Source organism: Limisphaera sp. VF-2, assembly GCF_049537125.1.
Taxonomy (GTDB): Bacteria; Verrucomicrobiota; Verrucomicrobiia; order Limisphaerales; family Limisphaeraceae; genus Limisphaera.
This window is the reverse complement of sequence record NZ_JBMVQY010000001.1, coordinates 530,076-549,102: the sequence shown is the minus strand read 5'-3', so window position 1 is coordinate 549,102 and position 19,027 is coordinate 530,076. Positions and strand designations below refer to the sequence as shown.

The 19,027-nt window shown below is 65.1% G+C and carries 13 protein-coding genes; 10 read left to right on the top strand and 3 right to left on the bottom strand.

The genetic code is table 11. The annotated features are described in order from the left end of the window. The first annotated feature begins 160 nt into the window (after nt 1-160). From ACPDIT_RS01915 to ACPDIT_RS01875, 9 genes are all read left to right on the top strand, one after another. Entirely contained in the window at nt 161-1,681 is a 1,521-nt protein-coding gene (locus ACPDIT_RS01915; RefSeq protein WP_423441049.1) for an alpha-L-fucosidase, read from the top strand. Between the two features lie 464 nt (nt 1,682-2,145). Then, nucleotides 2,146-4,257 (top strand): flagellar biosynthesis protein FlhA, encoded by a 2,112-nt coding sequence (flhA, locus tag ACPDIT_RS01910; RefSeq protein ID WP_423441048.1) that lies wholly within the window; start codon nt 2,146-2,148, stop codon nt 4,255-4,257. Further along, a complete protein-coding gene (locus tag ACPDIT_RS01905; protein WP_423441046.1) occupies nt 4,254-4,457 on the top strand; it encodes a hypothetical protein in 204 nt (67 codons plus the stop codon). The genes flhA and ACPDIT_RS01905 overlap by 4 nt, the downstream gene beginning before the upstream one ends. Further along, the gene (locus ACPDIT_RS01900; protein ID WP_423441044.1) at nt 4,454-5,476 is read left to right on the top strand and encodes a hypothetical protein; all 1,023 of its coding nucleotides are present in this window, start codon (nt 4,454-4,456) and stop codon (nt 5,474-5,476) included. The genes ACPDIT_RS01905 and ACPDIT_RS01900 overlap by 4 nt, the downstream gene beginning before the upstream one ends. A gap of 82 nt (nt 5,477-5,558) precedes the next feature. After that, complete coding sequence (locus ACPDIT_RS01895) at nt 5,559-5,792, top strand: hypothetical protein (protein ID WP_423441043.1); 234 nt, start codon at nt 5,559-5,561, stop codon at nt 5,790-5,792. After that, entirely contained in the window at nt 5,789-6,628 is an 840-nt protein-coding gene (locus ACPDIT_RS01890) for a sigma-70 family RNA polymerase sigma factor (protein WP_423441041.1), read from the top strand. Before ACPDIT_RS01895 ends, ACPDIT_RS01890 begins: the two co-directional genes overlap by 4 nt. Then, nucleotides 6,625-7,491 (top strand): flagellar motor stator protein MotA, encoded by an 867-nt coding sequence (gene motA / locus ACPDIT_RS01885; protein WP_423441039.1) that lies wholly within the window; start codon nt 6,625-6,627, stop codon nt 7,489-7,491. The genes ACPDIT_RS01890 and motA overlap by 4 nt, the downstream gene beginning before the upstream one ends. 12 nt (nt 7,492-7,503) lie before the next feature. Further along, the gene (locus tag ACPDIT_RS01880; RefSeq protein WP_423441037.1) at nt 7,504-8,280 is read left to right on the top strand and encodes a flagellar motor protein MotB; all 777 of its coding nucleotides are present in this window, start codon (nt 7,504-7,506) and stop codon (nt 8,278-8,280) included. Next, on the top strand, nt 8,261-8,674 hold the full coding sequence (locus ACPDIT_RS01875) for a hypothetical protein (RefSeq protein WP_423441035.1): 414 nt from the start codon (nt 8,261-8,263) through the stop codon (nt 8,672-8,674). The genes ACPDIT_RS01880 and ACPDIT_RS01875 overlap by 20 nt, the downstream gene beginning before the upstream one ends. A gap of 71 nt (nt 8,675-8,745) precedes the next feature. Here the strand turns inward: ACPDIT_RS01875 and ACPDIT_RS01870 are convergent, their stop codons facing one another. Together ACPDIT_RS01870 and ACPDIT_RS01865 are read right to left on the bottom strand one after the other, a co-directional pair. After that, nucleotides 8,746-9,168: a VanZ family protein gene (locus tag ACPDIT_RS01870; protein WP_423441033.1), complete on the bottom strand. Its 423-nt coding sequence runs from the start codon at nt 9,166-9,168 to the stop codon at nt 8,746-8,748. Nucleotides 9,169-9,336: 168 nt separating this feature from the next. After that, the gene (locus tag ACPDIT_RS01865) at nt 9,337-11,133 is read right to left on the bottom strand and encodes an exosortase/archaeosortase family protein (RefSeq protein WP_423441032.1); all 1,797 of its coding nucleotides are present in this window, start codon (nt 11,131-11,133) and stop codon (nt 9,337-9,339) included. Between the two features lie 787 nt (nt 11,134-11,920). Between ACPDIT_RS01865 and ACPDIT_RS01860 the strand changes: the two genes are divergently transcribed. After that, nucleotides 11,921-16,054: a LamG-like jellyroll fold domain-containing protein gene (locus tag ACPDIT_RS01860; protein ID WP_423441031.1), complete on the top strand. Its 4,134-nt coding sequence runs from the start codon at nt 11,921-11,923 to the stop codon at nt 16,052-16,054. Between the two features lie 797 nt (nt 16,055-16,851). Here ACPDIT_RS01860 and ACPDIT_RS01855 read toward each other — a convergent pair. Continuing rightward, the gene (locus ACPDIT_RS01855) at nt 16,852-18,732 is read right to left on the bottom strand and encodes a radical SAM protein (protein WP_423441030.1); all 1,881 of its coding nucleotides are present in this window, start codon (nt 18,730-18,732) and stop codon (nt 16,852-16,854) included. Between the last annotated feature and the right edge of the window lie 295 nt (nt 18,733-19,027).

The window sequence follows — 19,027 nt, the reverse complement described above, 5'->3', positions numbered from 1 at the left end:
GGCCCTTCCGCATTTTGGGCCCGGCGCCGGCGCACCGGGGGCGCGGCGGGAAATGCGCCAGCGACCCCTCCCATCGACGGGCCAGATCGCTGGCCTGCAAGGGACAGGCGACTGCAGGTTTCGGTTGCACAGGGCGCTGCATGGTGGCAGTGAAGGGGCCATGAATGACTGGACGATCGGGCGGCAGGGTGGGCCGGGGCGGCGGAAAAGAATCGGACCCGGGGCAGTTTGCGCGGCGGCCTGGGTGGCGGCAGCAACCTTCGCCCCAGAAAGCTGCGCGGCAGGCCCGCCGCAGCCGTACGGGCCGACGCCCACGGAACGACAGCTGCGCTGGCACGAGATGGAGTTCTACGGCTTCCTCCACTTCGGCGTGAACACGTTCACGGACCGGGAGTGGGGCTATGGGGACGAGGACCCGGCCGTGTTTCACCCCACGGCGTTCGATGCCGATCAGATTGTCACCGTGGCGCGGGCGGCGGGCATGCGCGGATTGATTCTCACGGCCAAGCATCACGACGGATTCTGCCTGTGGCCCTCGGCCTACACGGAGCACTCCGTGAAACGGTCGCGCTGGCGGGACGGCAAAGGGGACGTGGTGCGAGAGATCAGCGAGGCATGCCGGCGGCACGGACTGAAGTTCGGCGTGTACCTGTCCCCGTGGGATCGCAACCATCCCGAGTACGGGCGGCCGGCCTACCTGGAGTATTACCGGAATCAACTGCGCGAGCTCTTGACGGGCTATGGAGAACTTTTCGCCGTATGGTTCGATGGCGCCAACGGAGGCGACGGCTATTACGGCGGGGCCCGCGAGACGCGCCGCATCGACAACCGGACTTATTACGACTGGCCACGCACCTGGGAGCTGGTTCGATCGCTGCAACCCATGGCCTGCATGTTTAGTGATGCGGGACCGGATTTCCGGTGGATTGGCAACGAGCGGGGAATTGCCGGCGATCCATGCTGGGCCACGCTCGATCTGACCAGGCCGGGCCGGTATCCGGGCGGCAGTGCCGAGGGTTTGCCGAACGGAGAGCGACCCGGGACGGCCTGGGTGCCGGCCGAGTGTGATGTGAGCATTCGGCCGGGGTGGTTTTATCATCCGGCCGAGGACGAGCGCGTCAAGAGCCCGGAACAGCTGCTGGAAATTTACTACGCGAGCGTGGGCCGGGGGTGCTGCCTCAATCTGAACATCCCCCCGGATCGGCGGGGCCGGATCCATGAGAACGACGTTCGTGCCCTCATGGCGTTCCGTCGAACTCTGGATGCGACGTTTGCGACCAATCGGGCGGCAGGGGCTCGAGTACGAGCCTCGGCGGTTCGGGGTCCGGAGCCTGCGTACGCTCCCGGCAACCTGTTGGACGGCCGGCGGGATACGTTTTGGTGCGCGCCGGACGAGGAGTTTACCCCGTGGGTGGAGTTTCGGTTTGGAGGTCCGGTCCGCTTCAACGTGGTGGAGTTGCGCGAGTATCTGCCGTTGGGGCAACGGATCGAAGCGGTCGCCCTGGACTGCTGGGAAGGCGACCAGTGGAAGGAGTTTGCCCGGGCGACGAGCATCGGGAATCGGCGGTTGATACGGCTGCCGCAGGCGGTCGAATCGGATCGGGTGCGCTTGCGCGTCACGCGTGCAGCTGCTTGTCCGGCGTTGTCGGAGTTCGGCCTCTATCTCGAGCCGGGCAAATGAAGCTTGGGACCGGGGCTGGGGGATAGAGGTTTTGGAGTCGGCTTAGGCGGAGGGATCCCGGTTGGCGCCTGCGCCACCAGATCGTCTACCGGGGACAATTCGGACGGCGGCGGCGACCCGGGTTCCACGTGCTTGCATACGACGCGGCGTGCCAGGTCACCGCACGGGCCTGCGGTGGAAAACGCTCTCTGGCAGTATCACCTTGCGACCCAAGGTGTTGCTGCAAGGGGCGCGACGGGGTGGGGGAATTCTTGATCCGCTCGCGGCGGGTCATCCTTACCGGGCGCCCAGCGGTGGGCGCAGGCACGCCGCTGATCCGGGTTTGGCTCAGGGATTCGAAGTTGGCCAGGTTCCTGCTTTGCCGCGGGCAGACCGTTGGACGTGCTCCAGGGTGAGGCGCCGGACGGGAGGTTCAAGGGGCGGACCTCGGGGCGCGCCAGCGGCACGGACGTTGGAACCTGGTCATGGGCGTATGGAGTGATCGGCTGCGCCGTCTGGCGCGATACGGCGATCTGTGGCTGGTCGTGGCCCTGTTCGGCACGATCCTGCTGCTGATCCTGCCCGTGGCACCGGCGGTGCTGGATTTGCTGCTGGCGCTGAGCATCAGCATCTCGCTGTTGACCTTGCTGGTGATTCTTTACCTGCGGCAGCCGGCAGATTTTACCGGTTTTCCCACCCTCTTGTTGTTCATCACCCTCTACCGGCTGGCCCTGAACGTGGCCTCGACCCGGTTGATTCTGCTGGACGGGTACGCCGGGCACATCATCGAAGCCTTCGGAAACTTCGTGGTGCGCGGCAATTACGTGGTTGGCTTGGTGGTGTTCTTCATCCTGGTCCTGATCAATTTCGTGGTGATCACCAAGGGCGCGGGGCGCATCGCCGAGGTGGCGGCGCGGTTTACGTTGGATGCCCTGCCGGGCAAGCAGATGGCCATCGACGCGGAACTGAATGCGGGCCTGATCAACGAGGCCGAAGCGCGGCGGCGGCGGCGTCAGGTGGAAGAGGAAGCGGACTTTTACGGGGCCATGGACGGCGCCAGCAAGTTCGTGCGCGGCGACGCCATTGCCGCGGTGCTGATTACCCTCATCAACATTCTGGGCGGATTTGCCATCGGGATCCTGCAAAAGGGCATGACCATGGCCGAGGCACTGCAGCGGTACACCATTCTGTCCATCGGCGACGGTCTGGTGTCCCAGGTGCCCGCCCTGATCACGTCGACGGCAGCGGGCGTGTTGATCACGCGGGCGACGGCGCGAAGCAGCCTGGGACACGAACTGGGGCGGCAACTGCTGTTTTACCCGCGGGCCCTGACGATTCTGGCGGTGATGCTCGGGTTCATGGCGCTGGTGCCGGGGCTGCCGATGTTGCCGTTCCTGGCGATGGCGGCCGTCACCGGATCCCTGGCGCACGTGCTGCACCGTCACGGCGGGCTGCAGCCGGCTCCGGACGAGGTCGCCGAACCGGGGGCAGCCGCGCCTCCTTCGGGCAAAAACGCGGCCGGAGCTGCCACGGCCGCCGAAGCACGGGCCCAGGAGAAACTGGAAGACCTGCTGACGTTGGACCCGCTGCAGATCGAGCTGGGGTACGGACTGGTGCCCCTGGCGGATCCGCGCAAGGGCGGGGACCTCCTCGAGCGCATCACGGGCGTGCGGCGCAATTTCGCCCTGGAGATGGGGATCGTGATTCCGCCGATCCGACTGCGCGACAATCTGCAGCTGAGCACCAACGAATACCGGTTCGTGTTGAAGGGCAATCCGGTGGCCCAGGGTCAGTTGATGCCCGGCCATTGGCTGGCCATGAACGCCAGCAACAGCAAGGTCACCCTCAAGGGGGTACCGACCGTGGAACCGGTCTTTCAGTTGCCGGCGACCTGGATCACGGATGCGGAGCGCAAAACCGCCGAGGCGGCGGGCTACACCGTCGTGGACGCCGCGTCGGTGCTGGTGACGCATTTGTCCGAAACCCTGCGTCGGCATTGTCATGAACTCCTCGGACGCCAGGAGGTCCAGCAACTGCTGGATCACTTGAAGCAGACGCATCCGGCACTGGTCAACGAACTCGTGCCGGCCCAACTGACGCTGGGCCAGGTGCAGCGGGTCCTGCAGAACCTTTTGGCCGAGGGCATCTCGATTCGGAACCTGGCCGGCATTCTGGAGAAGGTGAGTGACTATGCCGCGGTGACCAAGAACCCGGACGAGTTGTCCGAGTACGCGCGCCGGGCGCTGGGCCCGCAGTTGGTGCGCCCCTATCAGACGGAGCAGGGGACGTTGCGGGTGATCACGCTCGATCCGCGCCTGGAACAGCAGCTGGCCCAGGGGGTGCGCCAGACCCCCACGGAAATCGCGCTGGTGGTGGAACCCCGGCTGGCCCGGCACTTGATGGACCGCCTGACGAAGTACGTTCAGCAGATGCTGGCCTCGGGCCATCCGCCGGTGGTGTTGTGTGCGCCCCAGTTGCGCCTGGCCTTCCGACGTTTCTTCGAGCACACGTTTGGGGATTTGGCGGTGCTCTCGTACGCCGAGATTCCTCCCCGCGTGCAGGTTCAAAGCGCGGCCGTGATCCCCGCTCCCGAATGAAGCGATGGCGTTTCCAGATCCTGGATCGGCGCAGGCGGGCAGGGGCGCGCCCGGGGCTGGAGCTGGATTGGCGTCTGATGGCCGTGGGCTTGCGGGACTGTTTTGGCGGGAAACATGCCACGCACGGAGACCCGGCTCGAGAGGCCGCGCCTCGGGGTGAGGTGCGGCTGCCTTCAGGGATCGTATTGCGCAAGCCATGAAACTGGTCACGATCACGGCCGAGAGCACCGCAGAAGCCCTGGCGCGCGTTCACGCGGAGTTGGGGCCCGAGGCGGTCGTGGTCAATGTCCGACGCCTGCCCGTGCACGGGCTGGCGCGGTTGTGGCAGCGACAGGGCCCGATCGAGGTGGTGGCCTTTGCCCCGGACCGGGGCGAGCGGCATTGGCAGGCAGTGGCCGGACAGCCGGACGCCTACGTGCCGTTTGAAGATCCGACCCCACCCAGAGCGGCCGCAATGCAGGGGCGGCGATCCTGGCGCAGCATCGCCTGGTTGGAGTCCATGGGACTCTGGCGCGAGTATGCGGACCGGTTGGAATCAGCCGTGACCGCGCGTCATGGCCCCGAGCCCCCCGACATGCCGGTGGCGGAGTGGAGCGGAGTTCGGGAGGTGTTGTCCGGATTCTGGCGACCCTGTCCGCCGGTGCACCGGCAGTTGCCGGGCCCCCATGTATTCATCGGTCCTCCGGGGTCGGGCAAAACCACCGTGCTTTGCAAGTGGCTGACCCAGGCCGTGCTTGCTCAGGAGCGCCGGGCGCGGGTTTGGCGATTGGACGGGCTCACCACCAACACCGCTGAATTCCTCACGCTCCACTGCGAAATGTTGCACGTGCCCGTGCACCGCTACGGAGTGGAACCGGCCCGGGAGGAGGAGATGCTGTTTGTGGATTTGCCCGGGATCGATCCACATGATCCGCCTTCGGTGAGCGCCCTGCGGGAGCAACTGGCATCCCTGCCCTCGCCCTGCGTGCATCTGGTTCTGAACGCCGCCTACGAGACCGCCCTGTTGTTCGAACAGTGGTCGGCCTTTTCCGTGTTCCGACCGGTGGACCTGATCTTCACCCACTTGGACGAGGAACGGCGGAGGGTAAAGCTTTGGAATTTTGTGCTGGGGACGGATTGCCCCATCAGCTTCCTCAGTGCCGGGCAAAAAATTCCGGGCGAGTTCCGACCGGCCGAATCGGACCTGCTGTTTCCGCGCCCGGCCGGGGCACAACTGTAGAGGTCTTTTTTGAGGGAGGCAGGCCTTCATGACGCACAACGGGGTTTCTGGCAAAGCTCCTGCTCCGCGTCAGCCGGGTGCTATGAAAGCGCTGACGATCCTGGGGGCCATGATCGGGCTGTTGACCGGCGTGGGGCTGGCCCTGGCGGCTCAGAGTCCCTGGCCCGAGGCGTTCTGGCGCGGGATCGCAGCGGCGGTGGTCGGTGGGTGGTTGCTGCGCTGGTGGGGCCGGCTGTGGGTCGAGAGCTGGCAACAAACCCTCCGGGCACGTCAGCAGGCCGGGGCCAAACCTGCAAGTGAGACCAAGACCGTATGAACCGTGCCACATGCGATCCTCCCGCACCGTCGGAGCCCGCTCCGGTGCCGCGGCCCACTCCCCAGGAACTTTGGAAGCGGTACCATCGGCAGGCCGACAGCCAGACCGAAAACGCCCTGGTGGAGCAGTATCTGCCCCTGGTCATGAATGTGCTGGGGCGGCTGGCCATGACCCTTCCGGAGCACGTGGACCTCGAAGATCTCAAGAGTGCCGGGCTGGTGGGACTGCTGCAGGCGCTGCGTCATTACAATCCCGCCTGTGGCACGTCCTTCGAGACCTACGCGCGCACGCGCATTCGCGGCGCCATGTTGGACGAGCTGCGGCGCATGGACTGGGTGCCGCGCACCGTGCATGAAAAGGCCCGTCGTGTGCAGGACGCCATGGCCCGGCTGGAACAGGAACTGGGCGGACCGCCCACGGAGGCCCAGGTGGCCCGGGCCCTGGGGATGACGGCCGAGGAGTATGGCCGGCTGCTGGACGAGATCCGCCCCGCGGCATTTGTCTGTTTGGATGCCGCCGGTGGGGAGGACGAGACCGGAGCCTTGTACGATGTCGTGGCCGATCCGAACGGAGAGGGCCCGGACGAGGTCGCCGCACGGCGGGAACTGAAACAGATCATTCTCCAGCGCCTGCGGGAAATGCCCGAGATCCAGCGCAAGGTCCTGGCGATGTATTACGTGGAGGACCTGCGACTGCGCGAGATCGCCGAGGCGTTCGGGCTGACCGAGTCGCGCATCTGCCAGATTCATGCCCAGGCCATTCTTTCGCTGCGCGCGTATTTGCAGCGGTACGAGGCGGGCCTGGTTCAACCCTTTCGTGGACGCTCCGCGGCATGATCATTCTCATTGGTTCCATTGTCGTCGTGGTCTGCGTGTTCGGAGGGTTCGTCATCGGCGGCGGCCACCTGGGCGCCCTCTGGCACATCAACGAGCTCATCATCATCGGCGGCGGCGCGCTGGGCGGGCTGATCGTCATGTCGCCGAAAAAGGTCCTGGTCGACATGGTCAAGGGCTTTCTGGTTTGCCTGAAGGGTCGGCCTTATGACCGTGCGGCGTATGAGGAGCTGCTGAAGGTGCTCTACGAGTTGTTTTTGTTGGGCCGGCGCAACGGGATGATCGCGCTAGAAGAGCACGTGCTGGAACCGCAAAACAGCTCCATCTTCAAACGGTATCCCAGGTTTTACGCCAACAAACACGCGGTGGAATTCCTCTGCAACAGCCTGCGACCGATCATCGACGGCAAGATCAAGCCCGACCAGTTGCGGCTGCTCCTGGACACCGAGCTGGCACGACTGGAACAGGAACATCACGCACCCGTGCACGTGCTGTCCAAGACGGGGGACGCGCTCCCCGGCTTCGGCATCGTGGCGGCGGTGCTGGGGATCGTGATCACCATGGCCTCCATCTCGGGTCCGATCGAAAAGATCGGTGAACACGTGGCCGCGGCGCTGGTGGGCACTTTTTTGGGGATTCTCATGTCCTACGGATTTGTCAATCCGCTGGCCATGAACATGGAGTTCAACGGCGAGGCCGAGCTGGACTATCTGCGCTGCATCGCCGCCTGTGTCACCGGATTTGCCAGCGGCATGGCTCCCATCACGGCGGTCGAGCTGGGCCGGCGCGGCCTGAGCACCGACCTCCGACCCAGCGCAGAGGAACTGGAGGCCATGCTCAAGGGCATCAAGGTCGGCGGCAAGTAAGTCCCGGATCCCATGGCGGGCAAGAAAGGCCATCACGGAGGCGCATGGAAGGTTGCCTACGCGGACTTTACCACCGCGATGATGGCCCTGTTCCTCTGCCTCTGGCTGACGGCCCAGGACACCAAGATCAAAGAGGCCGTGGAACGCGCCTTTCGCAATCCGTTTTCGGCCGTGACCAAGGAATCCGTGGGCATCATCCCCAACAAGGACACCACCGCCACGTACAAGGCCGAGGGCGAATTCCAGTCCATTTCCGCGGTGGAAATCGAGACCATGCGTCGCATCAGTGAGGAGCTGGCCCGGATCCTCCAGCAGGAAGACGCCCTGGAAAACACGGTTCGTCTGGAGCTGACGCGTGACGGCCTGCGGATCAACGTCTTCGATCGATCCCAAAAGCCCGTGTTCGAGCCGGGCACGGACCGATTCACCCCGTACGGCGAGTGGGTCTTCAGCACGCTGGCCTGGGAAATCGCGCGGTATCAGTCCTTCAAGATCGAACTGGAGGGACATACCACGCGTGCGGCCCCGCAGGAGCGTGAGATGTTGCGCCCGTGGGAGCTGTCCACGGAGCGGGCCAACGCCGCCCGGCGTCAACTGGTGCAACACGGCGTGTTGCCCACCCAGATCTGCAAGGTCTCCGGCTTTGCCGACACCATGCCGATGGCCGACCTGCCTCCGGACAGCGAGGCCAATCGGCGCGTGACCATCCTGTTGAAACTGAAAGAGACGGCCGATGCCCTCTCGGCCGCACAGACCTCGGCGCTTTCCCATGCCGCCCGCGTCCCCTGACACGTTCGTTCCACTTTTCGAGATCAACGGCGGTGTGCCCGCCGCGCGGCCGGTCCGGCTCCGACTGGGCGCGGCCAACCTGCCGGTGCGTCCGCTGCGTGAATGGGGCAACGGTGAGCCGGCTCTCCGCCCGGGTGCCCCGAGCCCCCCGAGTGCTACGGCTTCGCCCTTGTCGGCCTCGACCGCAGAGACGCCCGCGGCGCCCCTGACGCCGGGGCCCTGCGCCAGTCCGTCGCAGCCGATGGTCACGGTATGTCGCGACGGCGACCGCGTGGTGGCCCTTCAGATCCGCTGTCGCTGCGGGGAGGTGATCAACCTCGTGTGCGCGTACGAGGAGGGCTCCCGGGAACCGTCCATCCCGCCTTCCTCCGGTTGCGGACCCGGTGGGGCGTGACGGCCCCGCCCTGCGACCGCGACGCGGTTCTTTTCCACCTCCGCAGAAACCACCGGACAGAACCTGCGGGCTCAGTGCACGGGCATGTGGTCGGAAGGATTCGGGCAGGTCGGCGTAGCCGGCAGGTGCCGGGGTTCTGAACGGCTCCGGATTCCCCACCCGACATGCCTGGGACCGACTCCATCGAGAAACAATTCCCATCCCAGGATCATCGCGCAGCCCAGGACCGCCCCCAAAACGCTGGCCGAGAAATCCCAAACACTGCACGTGCGACCCGACCAGGGCTGGGTCCATTCGTCCAATGCGGCAAACGCGGCGGCAAGGCACGTAACGGCGAGCAATGCCCGACCCCGTCGGGGCCACCAGGGTTTTGTGCCCCTGAGCAGGAGAGCCGCCCACGCGGCATAAGCCAGCAGGTGTCGCGCCTTGTCATCGCCCAGATTCACCACCCACGCCGGTACGCGATCGTTGGGGAGGTGAGACAGGAGCAGCATCGTCGCAGTAAGGAGCGCGGCCCCAACCAAACAAAGCACGGCTCGGCGCACACGGCGGTAATGCCCGGCGATCGGGGTATCCCTTTGGTTCTGTTCTACCACGTCTTTCTCGAATGTGCAGCGTTGTTCACCTGACTCGATCGAGCCTCGACGACCTTTTCTCGTATGTCAATCCAACGCACCGTCCCCGAGCCGCCCCGTTGCAGACGTGCTGTTCCCTGACGGCCGAAGTTTCACCCGGAGGCGGCCCGCCAATTCCTCGCGCAACCTTGCCTCGGCGGTTTCGAGCTCGCGGATGCCCCACACGGCCACCACCAGCACCCTCTGACCACGGCTACCCCGGCCCATCCACACGCTGCTCAATCGGCTCCACGGTCCGGCCGTTTCGTGGCTGAAACTTTGCCGGGCAGCCCCTTCGTCCCAACGCGAATACAGCACGTGCACCGGACCGGCCTCGGTTCCAAAGCGATAGAGCCGATAGGGAAGCTGCAACCCTTCCACCGGCAACAGACGCACGGGCGAGACAGATTCCACCGGATAACCTGCAGCGGGCATGCACACCAGCGGACTGTGGCTCTTGGCCAGGTAACCGGCCGCCCGGCCCGGCGCCCATCGCAGAAACAGGATCTGCCAGGAGGTGCCGTCGACATGGTTCCAACGCACCTGACGTGCCTCGTCGTACTGCAGGAGCTCCCGGGCGGCTTTCGCCATGGCTACTTCTTGGAGGGCCGGAGCATCGCTGGGCCAGTGGAGTTCCCAATCCGGCCCAGGGGTCAGGTCACGCTCGGTCCACCGGTACCACCCCGCGACTCCTGCGTCGACGAGGATCACCCAGAGCAACCAAGCCATGCCGGCACGGCCAAAGCGTTGAGTGAAGCGTGTTGCTGCGGGCCCCACCCCCACGGGGTCGGGTTGGGTTTGTGGATCCGACGGAGCCGCAGAAGATGCTTGCGTCGCCGTAACCGGAGCACGCGGCGGCGATGGCGGGGGCCTTGTGGAACGATGCAAGGCATGGGCTGCCCACCACACCCCGGCACAACAAAACAGCAGAATCGAAACCCCCGCCGGATCGTGCCAGGCCGCGATGGCTTCCTCGCCCCGGCGTGCCGCGACCATCGTGAGAGTTAGCGTCCGCTCCAGATTGCCTGTCAGGGCCAGGCCCAGCCCGATGCCGACAAGCGCGCACCGCCGCGCCACGCTCAGGAGATAGAACTCGCCAAAAAACAGCGACAGCATCAACGTTCCCTGGAGCGAGCGAATCCCGCTGCAGGCCTCGTCCACACCCACCTTTCCGGTGGCCAGCTCGATGACATTGCCATGTTGAACGGCGGGAATGCCCACCCACGCCAACACTTCGATGGTGAAGGTGGTGTTCCAGCGGGCCAGCGCCTGGATCACCGGCTCGGTGATCGTGTAGGGCCAGGGCACGGCCACCAGCAGAAACGCCACCGGGAAGACGAACTGGCGCCAATCCAGTATGCGCGAACCCGGACCGCGGCGGACGCGGAGTAGGTGACCGGCGCCCGAGAGAAACCAAAGCACCGTGCCCACGAAGGCCAAGGAGAGCATCCAATGCACCAGCGACCACCACGGATTGGCCTCTTGAAGCAGTCGCGCCGCAGCATAAAGAAGGGCCAGGCCACCGGCACACAGGCCACTCGCGACAGTCGGCCATGAAGTCGAACCCTCGGAAGCCGCCGGGCCGGTTCCGGGTCGGGCCACAACGACGAGCGACGGGCCCGGAGGGGATACCGAGCTGCTTGTCTCCGAGCGGGCTCGCTCCCATCGTTGCCAGGCCAGATACCCGCAAAGCACGGGCACCGCCCAACCGTAGGCGTACTGCGGATTGAGCGACCAAACCAGGCCCAGGCCTTCGAGCAGCCGGAAGGCCATCCACCCGACCGCGAGCAACGCAGGGGCCCAGAGAGCCGCATCACGGCGTTGGGCGCGTTCCAGCCAGGACATCGTCTCAAATCCAGTTCATGCAGTTGTCGTTTGGGGCGTACGCAGGCCCACGCCCGGCCCGCGTCCCGCTGGGCAATCCCTGCGAGCGGGGCTGTGAACCGGGGCGTCACCCCCGTGTGCCTGAAATCTTTCGCGAGAGCGCTCCCGCTCGCCAAGCCGAAAGCCCCGGCGACACGGACGGGTGAATCCTGAATGGATGGTCGCAAGAGGCTGCAGGGTGCAGGGGCCGCGCTTCACCACTTTTCCCCGGTGCGGCAGTTCCACATCCCGGAGCCCGGGGGATTGGTGGGGATCGCCTCTCTAACAGGGGCACGATTTTCCACGAGACCCAGGCCTGCCCGCTTGCCGCGGCCCTCACGCCATCGTGTGCAGGAGGCAAATCCTGCCTGGTACGGGTTCCGCGGGCGCACTCGGAGGAAAACGACGAGGGCCCGTGTGTCGTCCTCGAGGCATGCACCCGCGGATCGGATGTGCGCAAGGGAACGTTTCAGCCGAGGGGGGCGGGGCTGGTTGAGTCGCGATCCGGCGGTTTGCCACCACCCGGGGAGCGGTACGATCCTGCCGTAGCCTCTGATTCTCGCGCAGGCGACGGCTTGGATGTTCCGCAGCCCACGCACTTCCGCCCTTGACACTCCGCAAATCCGGTGGCATGAGTCCCATGACGATTTATATGTCAAATCAACCGCACTTCTGCACTCGGGGGACGCCTGGTTTCGTTCCTGCGGTCCCAGAGTTCCGAAATCCCTCCCGAACCACCCGTATCCTCGGTCTGTGTCTCGTCGGCCTGTTGCCTCTGGCCGGGTGGACGCAGCCGATCTCGTGCTTTCAAGTGCCGCCCGGCCTGGTGGCCTGGTGGCCCTTGGACGATGCTACGAACCAGACGGTGGTGCTCGACAACTTCAGTACACACCACGGCACGCCACGGGACAGTAACAACAACACCATTCCGGTGGGCATCCCCACGCTGTGGCAGTTGCCGGACCCGGCGGTGTTCAATGGAACGCTGTTACCCGTGGTGGTGGATCCCGCGACCAGTCCCCCACGCGGTGCGTTTTTCTATTCGGACACCTACGTGGAGGTGCCCCATCACGCAAACCTGAACATCGGCACCAACGGGTTGACGATCGTGCTCTGGGTTTGGCCCAGCCTGGGCAGTGGCGATCCCCAGCCGTTGGTCGAGAAATACGACCTGACCACTACGGACGGTTATTCGGTGTACCTCGATCCGTTGGGTCCGACGAGTTTTGTGGTGCGGATGAACCTCAACGGCACGGTGGTGACCGGGCCTACCATCTCCACGTCCATGACCCCCTCGGATTGGTGGTTTGTCGTGGCGCGAGTAACTCCCGGCGGAGCGGTGACCCTGGGAGCGTGTGACATGGCCGGCAATTGTACCAACATCTCGGCGGTGACAGTGCCGAACTTCCTGACGGCCAACACTGCGCCGCTCTGGCTCGGGCGCAGTGTGGTGGCCTCACCGACCGGGATGGATCTGCGAGCGATCCGCCTCGGCATGGACGAGGTGGAACTTTTCGGCCGGGCCCTGTCCCAGGCAGAGGTGCAGACGATTTATGCCGCCGAGGTGACAGGCTTGCGCAAATGCACCCCTGCACCGGGCAGCGGGCAGCTCTGCGTTCGCAAGTTTCATGATCTGGATGCGGACGGGACACCGGATCCGAACGAGCCGTCGTTGCCGGGCTGGCAGTTCGTGGTGACCGATGCGGCCAGCAACGTGGTGGGCGTGGTCACGAGCACCCTGTCGGGCACGGTGCCGGGCTGCCTGACGTTGCCCCCGGGCACGTATGTGATCACGGAAACCCTGTTACCGGGTTGGACCAACACGACACCCCTGAGCCAGACGGTCAGCTTGCAACCGGGCCAGACCACGAACCTGGTGTTCGGCAATGTGGGCTGTCTGGTGCCTCCGGTGGGTTTGGTGGCATGGTATCCGTTGGACGAGCCGGCAGGGGCGACTGCGGTGCAGGACATCGCACCGGCGCCCTTTTCGACCGTGAACGACACGGGTACGACCCAGCCGGGGCCCATCGGGGGGAGCGGCCCCACGCCGGTTCCGGGCAAGGTGGGCAGCGGCGCGCTGTACTTCTTCGGGCCTCACATACAAGTGCCGCACAGTCCGGACCTGGCCTTTGCCGGGGATTTCTCCATCGATGCTTGGATTCGGGTCGTGGACTGTGGCCATGGCCAGCCTCCGGGTGGAGTCTGGGCGCCCATTGTGGATAAGTGGGATCCGGCGACGCAAACCGGCATCGCATTCTTTGTCGATCAGCCGGCCCCGGCGACCGGCGTTCTCAAGTTACAATGGAACAACCTGGTCTTTACCAGTACGGGTACGTTGCCGGCCTCGGCCAATCCCCCGGCCAATGTGGGGCCGTGGGTTCACGTGGCGGTAACCGTGGATGCGACCAGCGGGCAGGGCGTCTTTTATATCAACGGCACGGCGGCGGGGACGTTTACCGTGCCTGCGGGGAGCGCGGCAAACACGCTGCCGATGTTGATTGGCGAGACTCGCCTGCCGGGGGGCCGATGCGAGATCGCCATCGATGAGCTGGAGCTGTTCGATCGGGTGCTGTCGTCGCAGGAGGTCCTGGCCTTGTACGCTTCGGACAGCGCGGGCAAGTGCCGACCGACTCCGAAGCCGGACGCGCAGATCTGCGTGGACAAGTTTTTGGATCTGAACGCCAACGGGACGTGGGATCCGAACGAGCCCCCGCTGTCGGGCTGGCAGTTCGTGGTGACCGATGCGGCCAGCAACGTGGTGGGTGTCGTCACCAGCACGCCCCCGGGGACCGTGCCCGGCTGCCTGACGCTTCCCGCGGGCAGTTATACCGTGACGGAGACTCTTCAGCCCGGCTGGACCAACACCACGCCCTTGAGCCAGACCGTCACCTTGCAGCCGGGTCAAACAACGAACCTGGTCTTTGGCAACATGGGTTGCTTCCAACCTCCGCCCGGCCTGGTGGCTTGGTGGCCGTTGGACGATGCCATCAACCAGACGGTCGTGCAGGAGTGGATAGGGGGGCTCAATGGAACTCCCAGAAACAGTGCCAACGTCACCATTCCGGTCGGCATCCCGACTTTGTGGCAATTACCCGATCCGGGCGTGTTCGGGGGAACCCTGTTGCCGGTGGTGGTGGACCCGAGCACCACTCCGCCGCGCGGTGCGTTTTTCTACTCGGACACCTTTGTGGAGGTGCCGCACCACGCGAATCTGAACATCGGCACCAATGGTGCGACCATCGTGCTCTGGGTGTGGCCGACCCTCGGCACGGGCGGACCGCAGCCGCTGGTGGAGAAGTTCGACGCCGCCTCGACCAACGGGTACGCGGTGTGGCTGGACAATCTGGGTTCGGGGACGTTCGGCCTGCGCCTGAATCTGAACGGAACTCTGGTGACCGGTCCCTCCTTCTCTGTGTCCATGCAGCCGTCGGATTGGCGTTTCATCGTGGTCCGGGTGGCTCCCGGAGGCGCAGTCGTGCTGGGCGCATGCGACATGGTGGGGAATTGCACCAACAGCGCGGCGGTGACGGTCGCGAATTACCTGACGACCAACACGGCTCCGTTCTGGTTGGCGCGCAGCGACGTGGCTTCGCCGGCTGGCACCGTGCGGGCCATCCGCGTGGGCATGGACGAGGTGGAGATGTTCAACCGCGCCCTGTCCCAGTCCGAGCTGCAGACGATTTACACGTCCGAGTTGGCCGGGTTGCGCAAGTGCGCGCCGCCCACGGGCGTGGCCGAGCTCTGTATTGCCAAGTTTCACGACTACGACGGCGACGGCATCCAGGATCCCAACGAGCCGGGCCTGGCCGGGTGGTCGTTCCTGTTGAATCCGGCCCCGCCGGGCCTTGGAACCAACGTGGTAACCACCGGTCCGGGCGGACTGGTGTGCATCCCCGTATTGGCGCCGTTCACCTACAGCATCGCCGAGATGATCCAAAGCGGCTGGACGAACACAACGCCCGGCACACAAACCATTACCACCGCACCGGGCCAGGCGACCAACGTGGTGTTCGGGAACATGCAGACGCCCACCGGAATGGCCGAGCTTTGCATCTTCAAGTTCCATGATTACGACGGCGACGGGGTTCAGGATCCGAACGAGCCGGGTTTGGCCGGCTGGCAGTTCGTCGTGAACCCCGCTCCCCTGAGCACCGGTACCAATGTGGTGACGACCCTGGCGGGGGGCGCCATCTGCATGGGGGTGAGCGCACCCGGGGTGTACACCATCACGGAAATCGCACAATCGGGTTGGACCAACACAACCGCGACGAACCTAACGATCGCGGTTTCGCCCGGGCAGTTGACGAACCTGTATTTCGGGAACGCGCTTACGTCGGGTCCCGCCCGGATCTGCGTGCTCAAGTATCATGACTGGAACCTGAATGGCGTGCACGATCCGGGTGAACCGGTGCTGCCGGGCTGGACCATTCTGATCAAGGACCCCCTGGGGAACACGAACCAGGTGGTGATTACTTCCACGAATTTTGTTTGCGTAACCGTTCCAGCCCCGGCCGTGTATCATGTGTCCGAGGTTCTCCCCCCGCCGATCGGCCCGTGGGTGCCCTGGACGCCGACCAGCCCGGCTTCGGGGACATATTCGAATGTCACGGTGGCCCCGGGACAGACGGTGAACCTGCTGTTTGGCAATCGCAAGAACATCAAATGGTGGCCGCCCGTGGTGAATCCCAGTCCGCTGCGGCTGATCCTGCGCGCGTCGGTCGAGCCGGGTGAAAGTTACCAGTTGGAGTATCGCGAGAGTCTCGATCCGGATGCACCGTGGATTCCGGTGGGCGAGCCGGTTTTGGCCAGCGAGCCGGAAGTGGTGTTCGAAGTGGCCATTCCAGCGGCGCAGCGCCAGGGCTATTACCGCGTCAAGGAGATGTTGAAGGGAAATCCGGATTAGTGGGCGGTTGTAGGGAGGCTTTTTCCCGGGCCGGTGCGCCGGGTGGATGGAGTGGGATCGAAACAGGCTTGCGCCCGTGCGCAGTTTGGCTCCTTGACACCGCCGAGCGGGGCACTCTTGGCTGCTGCCGGAGCGTTTGTCCCTGACGCCGCCAACCCCGCTGATTCCGTGCGGCCATTCGGAAACCGCCACGGCAATCCGGCGGATGTTCCGCCGGTGGAGATTCCGCCGATTTCCGCCGGCCGCTGCCGACTTCAGGGCAGGGTGGCGGCAGGTCGGAGGACCCCGGCGATATCCGCCGACTTCCGTCGGCGGCTGCTTTCTTGGGTTTGCGGTCCCTTGTAAGGACGTCTTGCGGCCGGGATTGTCGACTCGATGGCTTTCGCGCCGAAGGATCAGTGATCAGGGTCGGCCAGCCCGGTTCCAGAGCTCCACTGCCAGCGTGAGATTTGACAGTGGCTTTGTCTCGAAGCGCGCAGAACCAGGGCTCAGATGCTTGATAAAGAAAGAGACGTTCTTTCCAAAAGTTGCCTGCGCAGGGCCAAAAGCACCCGCGCAACTCCCCAGTGTGGCCCGGCTGAGTTCCAAAGCAACCGGCGTTTCATCGGCGGGTGGTCCGGGGCGACGGCATCTTCGGGTGCGTGGTCGGCGGGCGCAAGACGTGCGAGGGCCCATGGCACCGGGGAGGCAATCGGTCGGGTGAGGGCTGGTGGATTCCGCAGCCCAAAGGCTACCCTCGAGGTCCTCCTCGCATCCCGCGGATGCGAATCGTGTCCGGGAGGTCGGCGAAAGGTTCTTCACCCTTGGGCAGGCACGAGCGCCAGCTCGAAGCGAGACGAATCCACGTGGACGCGCTCGCGAAGATGCTCGTGGACGACGATCCGGATGCGATCTCCGTAGCGGGCCAGGCGTTGGAGCAATCGATCGAGCTCGCCGGTGTGGAGAGTGTGTAACTCCTCCAGGTAAAGGGTCAACCCGGCTCGCGACCGCCGGAGCCATCCTTCCAGAGGGCCCCGGATCCTCCGGAAGAGGGCTGCGTCTTCTGCGTGGTGGGTGCGGATGGACAGGATGAGTCGGGCGGCGGGCTCTTCCACGAGGGCCACGCGAAGGCTGCCTTTCTGTCGGAAATGATGGAGGGCGGCTTCCACGCGTCGCAACAAGACGGTAAGAGGTAGAGGGTTGGACTGTTCCGCAGAGGCGATGTGCCTGCGGACATAATCCTGCATGGACAGCCCCACGATCCAGTCTTCCACAGCGGCGGCCATGAGATGCGGTCGCAACCAGGGCAACGACCGAAGAAAATGCCACAGGCGTCGGGGCCCGCCGGGGAGCAGGCCGTGGCGAAGGAACCGGTGCAGAATGGAGCTGGATTCCCGGAGGCTGCGTCGGGGCCCCGGGGCCGGGTCGCGGAAGTAACGCAGCTTTTGACGGAGGCGGCCCGCAATGGCCGCATCCGTGGTCAACTGCCGGTAAAGGCGCCGGTAGCCGGTCACCAGCGTTTCGTAGGACATCTGCCTGGGCAGGACATTGGTGTCCGGACGCGTGTTGTCGACGGCGTGGAACTCGTTGCGCAGTCTGCCTTCCCGTTGGAGGCGCTGATGGAGCGGCGTGCGCGGGGCCGCGGTCAGCAGTCCCACCATGGCGGCCTGGGTTCCCGAGGCCTGGATGAACTCGTACTGGCGTTCAAAGGTGTCCACGGTGTCGTGGTCGAAGCCGACAATGAAGCCCGCGTACACCTCCAGGCCGTGTCGGTACAGCGTGCGCACGGACGCAAGCAGGTCGTGCCCGGTGTTCTGCAGCTTGCGGGTTTCCCGAAGACTTGCTTCGTCGGGGGACTCGATTCCCACGAACACCCAGCTCATTCCTGCCCGGCGAAAGAGATCCAGCAGCTCGGCATCGTGAGCCAGGTTCAACGAGGCTTCGGTGCCAAACCGGAAAGGATACGCGTGTTCACGCTGGTAGGCGCCCAGGAAGCGCAGCAATTCGCGGGCCTGACGTTTGTCCCCGACGAGATTGTCGTCCACGAAGAAGACATTGCGCGCACCCAGGGTTCGCAGGGCCTCCAGTTCGCGCCGGATCTGTTCGACCGACTTGGTGCGCGGCTTGCGGCCAAACATCACGATGATGTCGCAGAATTCGCAGAGGAAAGGGCACCCGCGCGAGAACTGGACCGTCATGGCCTGGTAGCGATCGACCTGGAGCAGATCGAAGCGTGGCACCGGGGAATCCGCCAGGGACACCACGCCGGTTTCCTGGTAAACGGGGGCGGGTCGGCCCGCTTCGAAGTCCCGGCAAAAGCGGGGCCAGATGTACTCGGCTTCTCCGCTGATGACCGTGTGGGCGAGGTCCTGGTAGAGCTCCGGGCACAGGGAGGCGTAACTGCCACCGGCCACGGTGTAGCAACCCCGGCTGCGGTAATAAGCGAGCAATTCTTTCTGACGTCGGAATTGCACGCCCATGCCGCAGATGCCCACGACGTCCGCGTTGGGATGCAGGGGGACCGACTCGATGTTTTCGTCCACGATCCGAACCTCCCAGCCGGGGGGAGAAAGTGCGGCGATGGTGGCCAGGCCCAGGGGTGGGTTGACGGTCTTGTGACCGGGCACGACGTTTTCAAGGGCCCATCGGAAACTCCAGAAGCTTTCCGGGAAGCGCGGATTGATCAGCAGCAGGCGCATGGATGCAGGCAGGTGCACGAGCGTTTTCCAGGCCAAGTTCGACCACACGGGAGACGTTGTCAACCTGCATGGGGTGCCCCGGGTGTGACCTGCGCAGCCGGCGGATGCGGTTTGGGCCACCGGCAGGCGCCGAGGCCGGGTGACGCGGTGTCGACAAATCGGAAGTCGGGAACCGAGGTTCCGACCGTTCCGAGAGGAACCGCGTGCCGCTCGTGCCCGGCGCCGAAGTGGAGAAGAGCAACGGAACCCGTCCACCCGGGGTGGGACACAGATGCGATGGGGATATGCGGCCAGA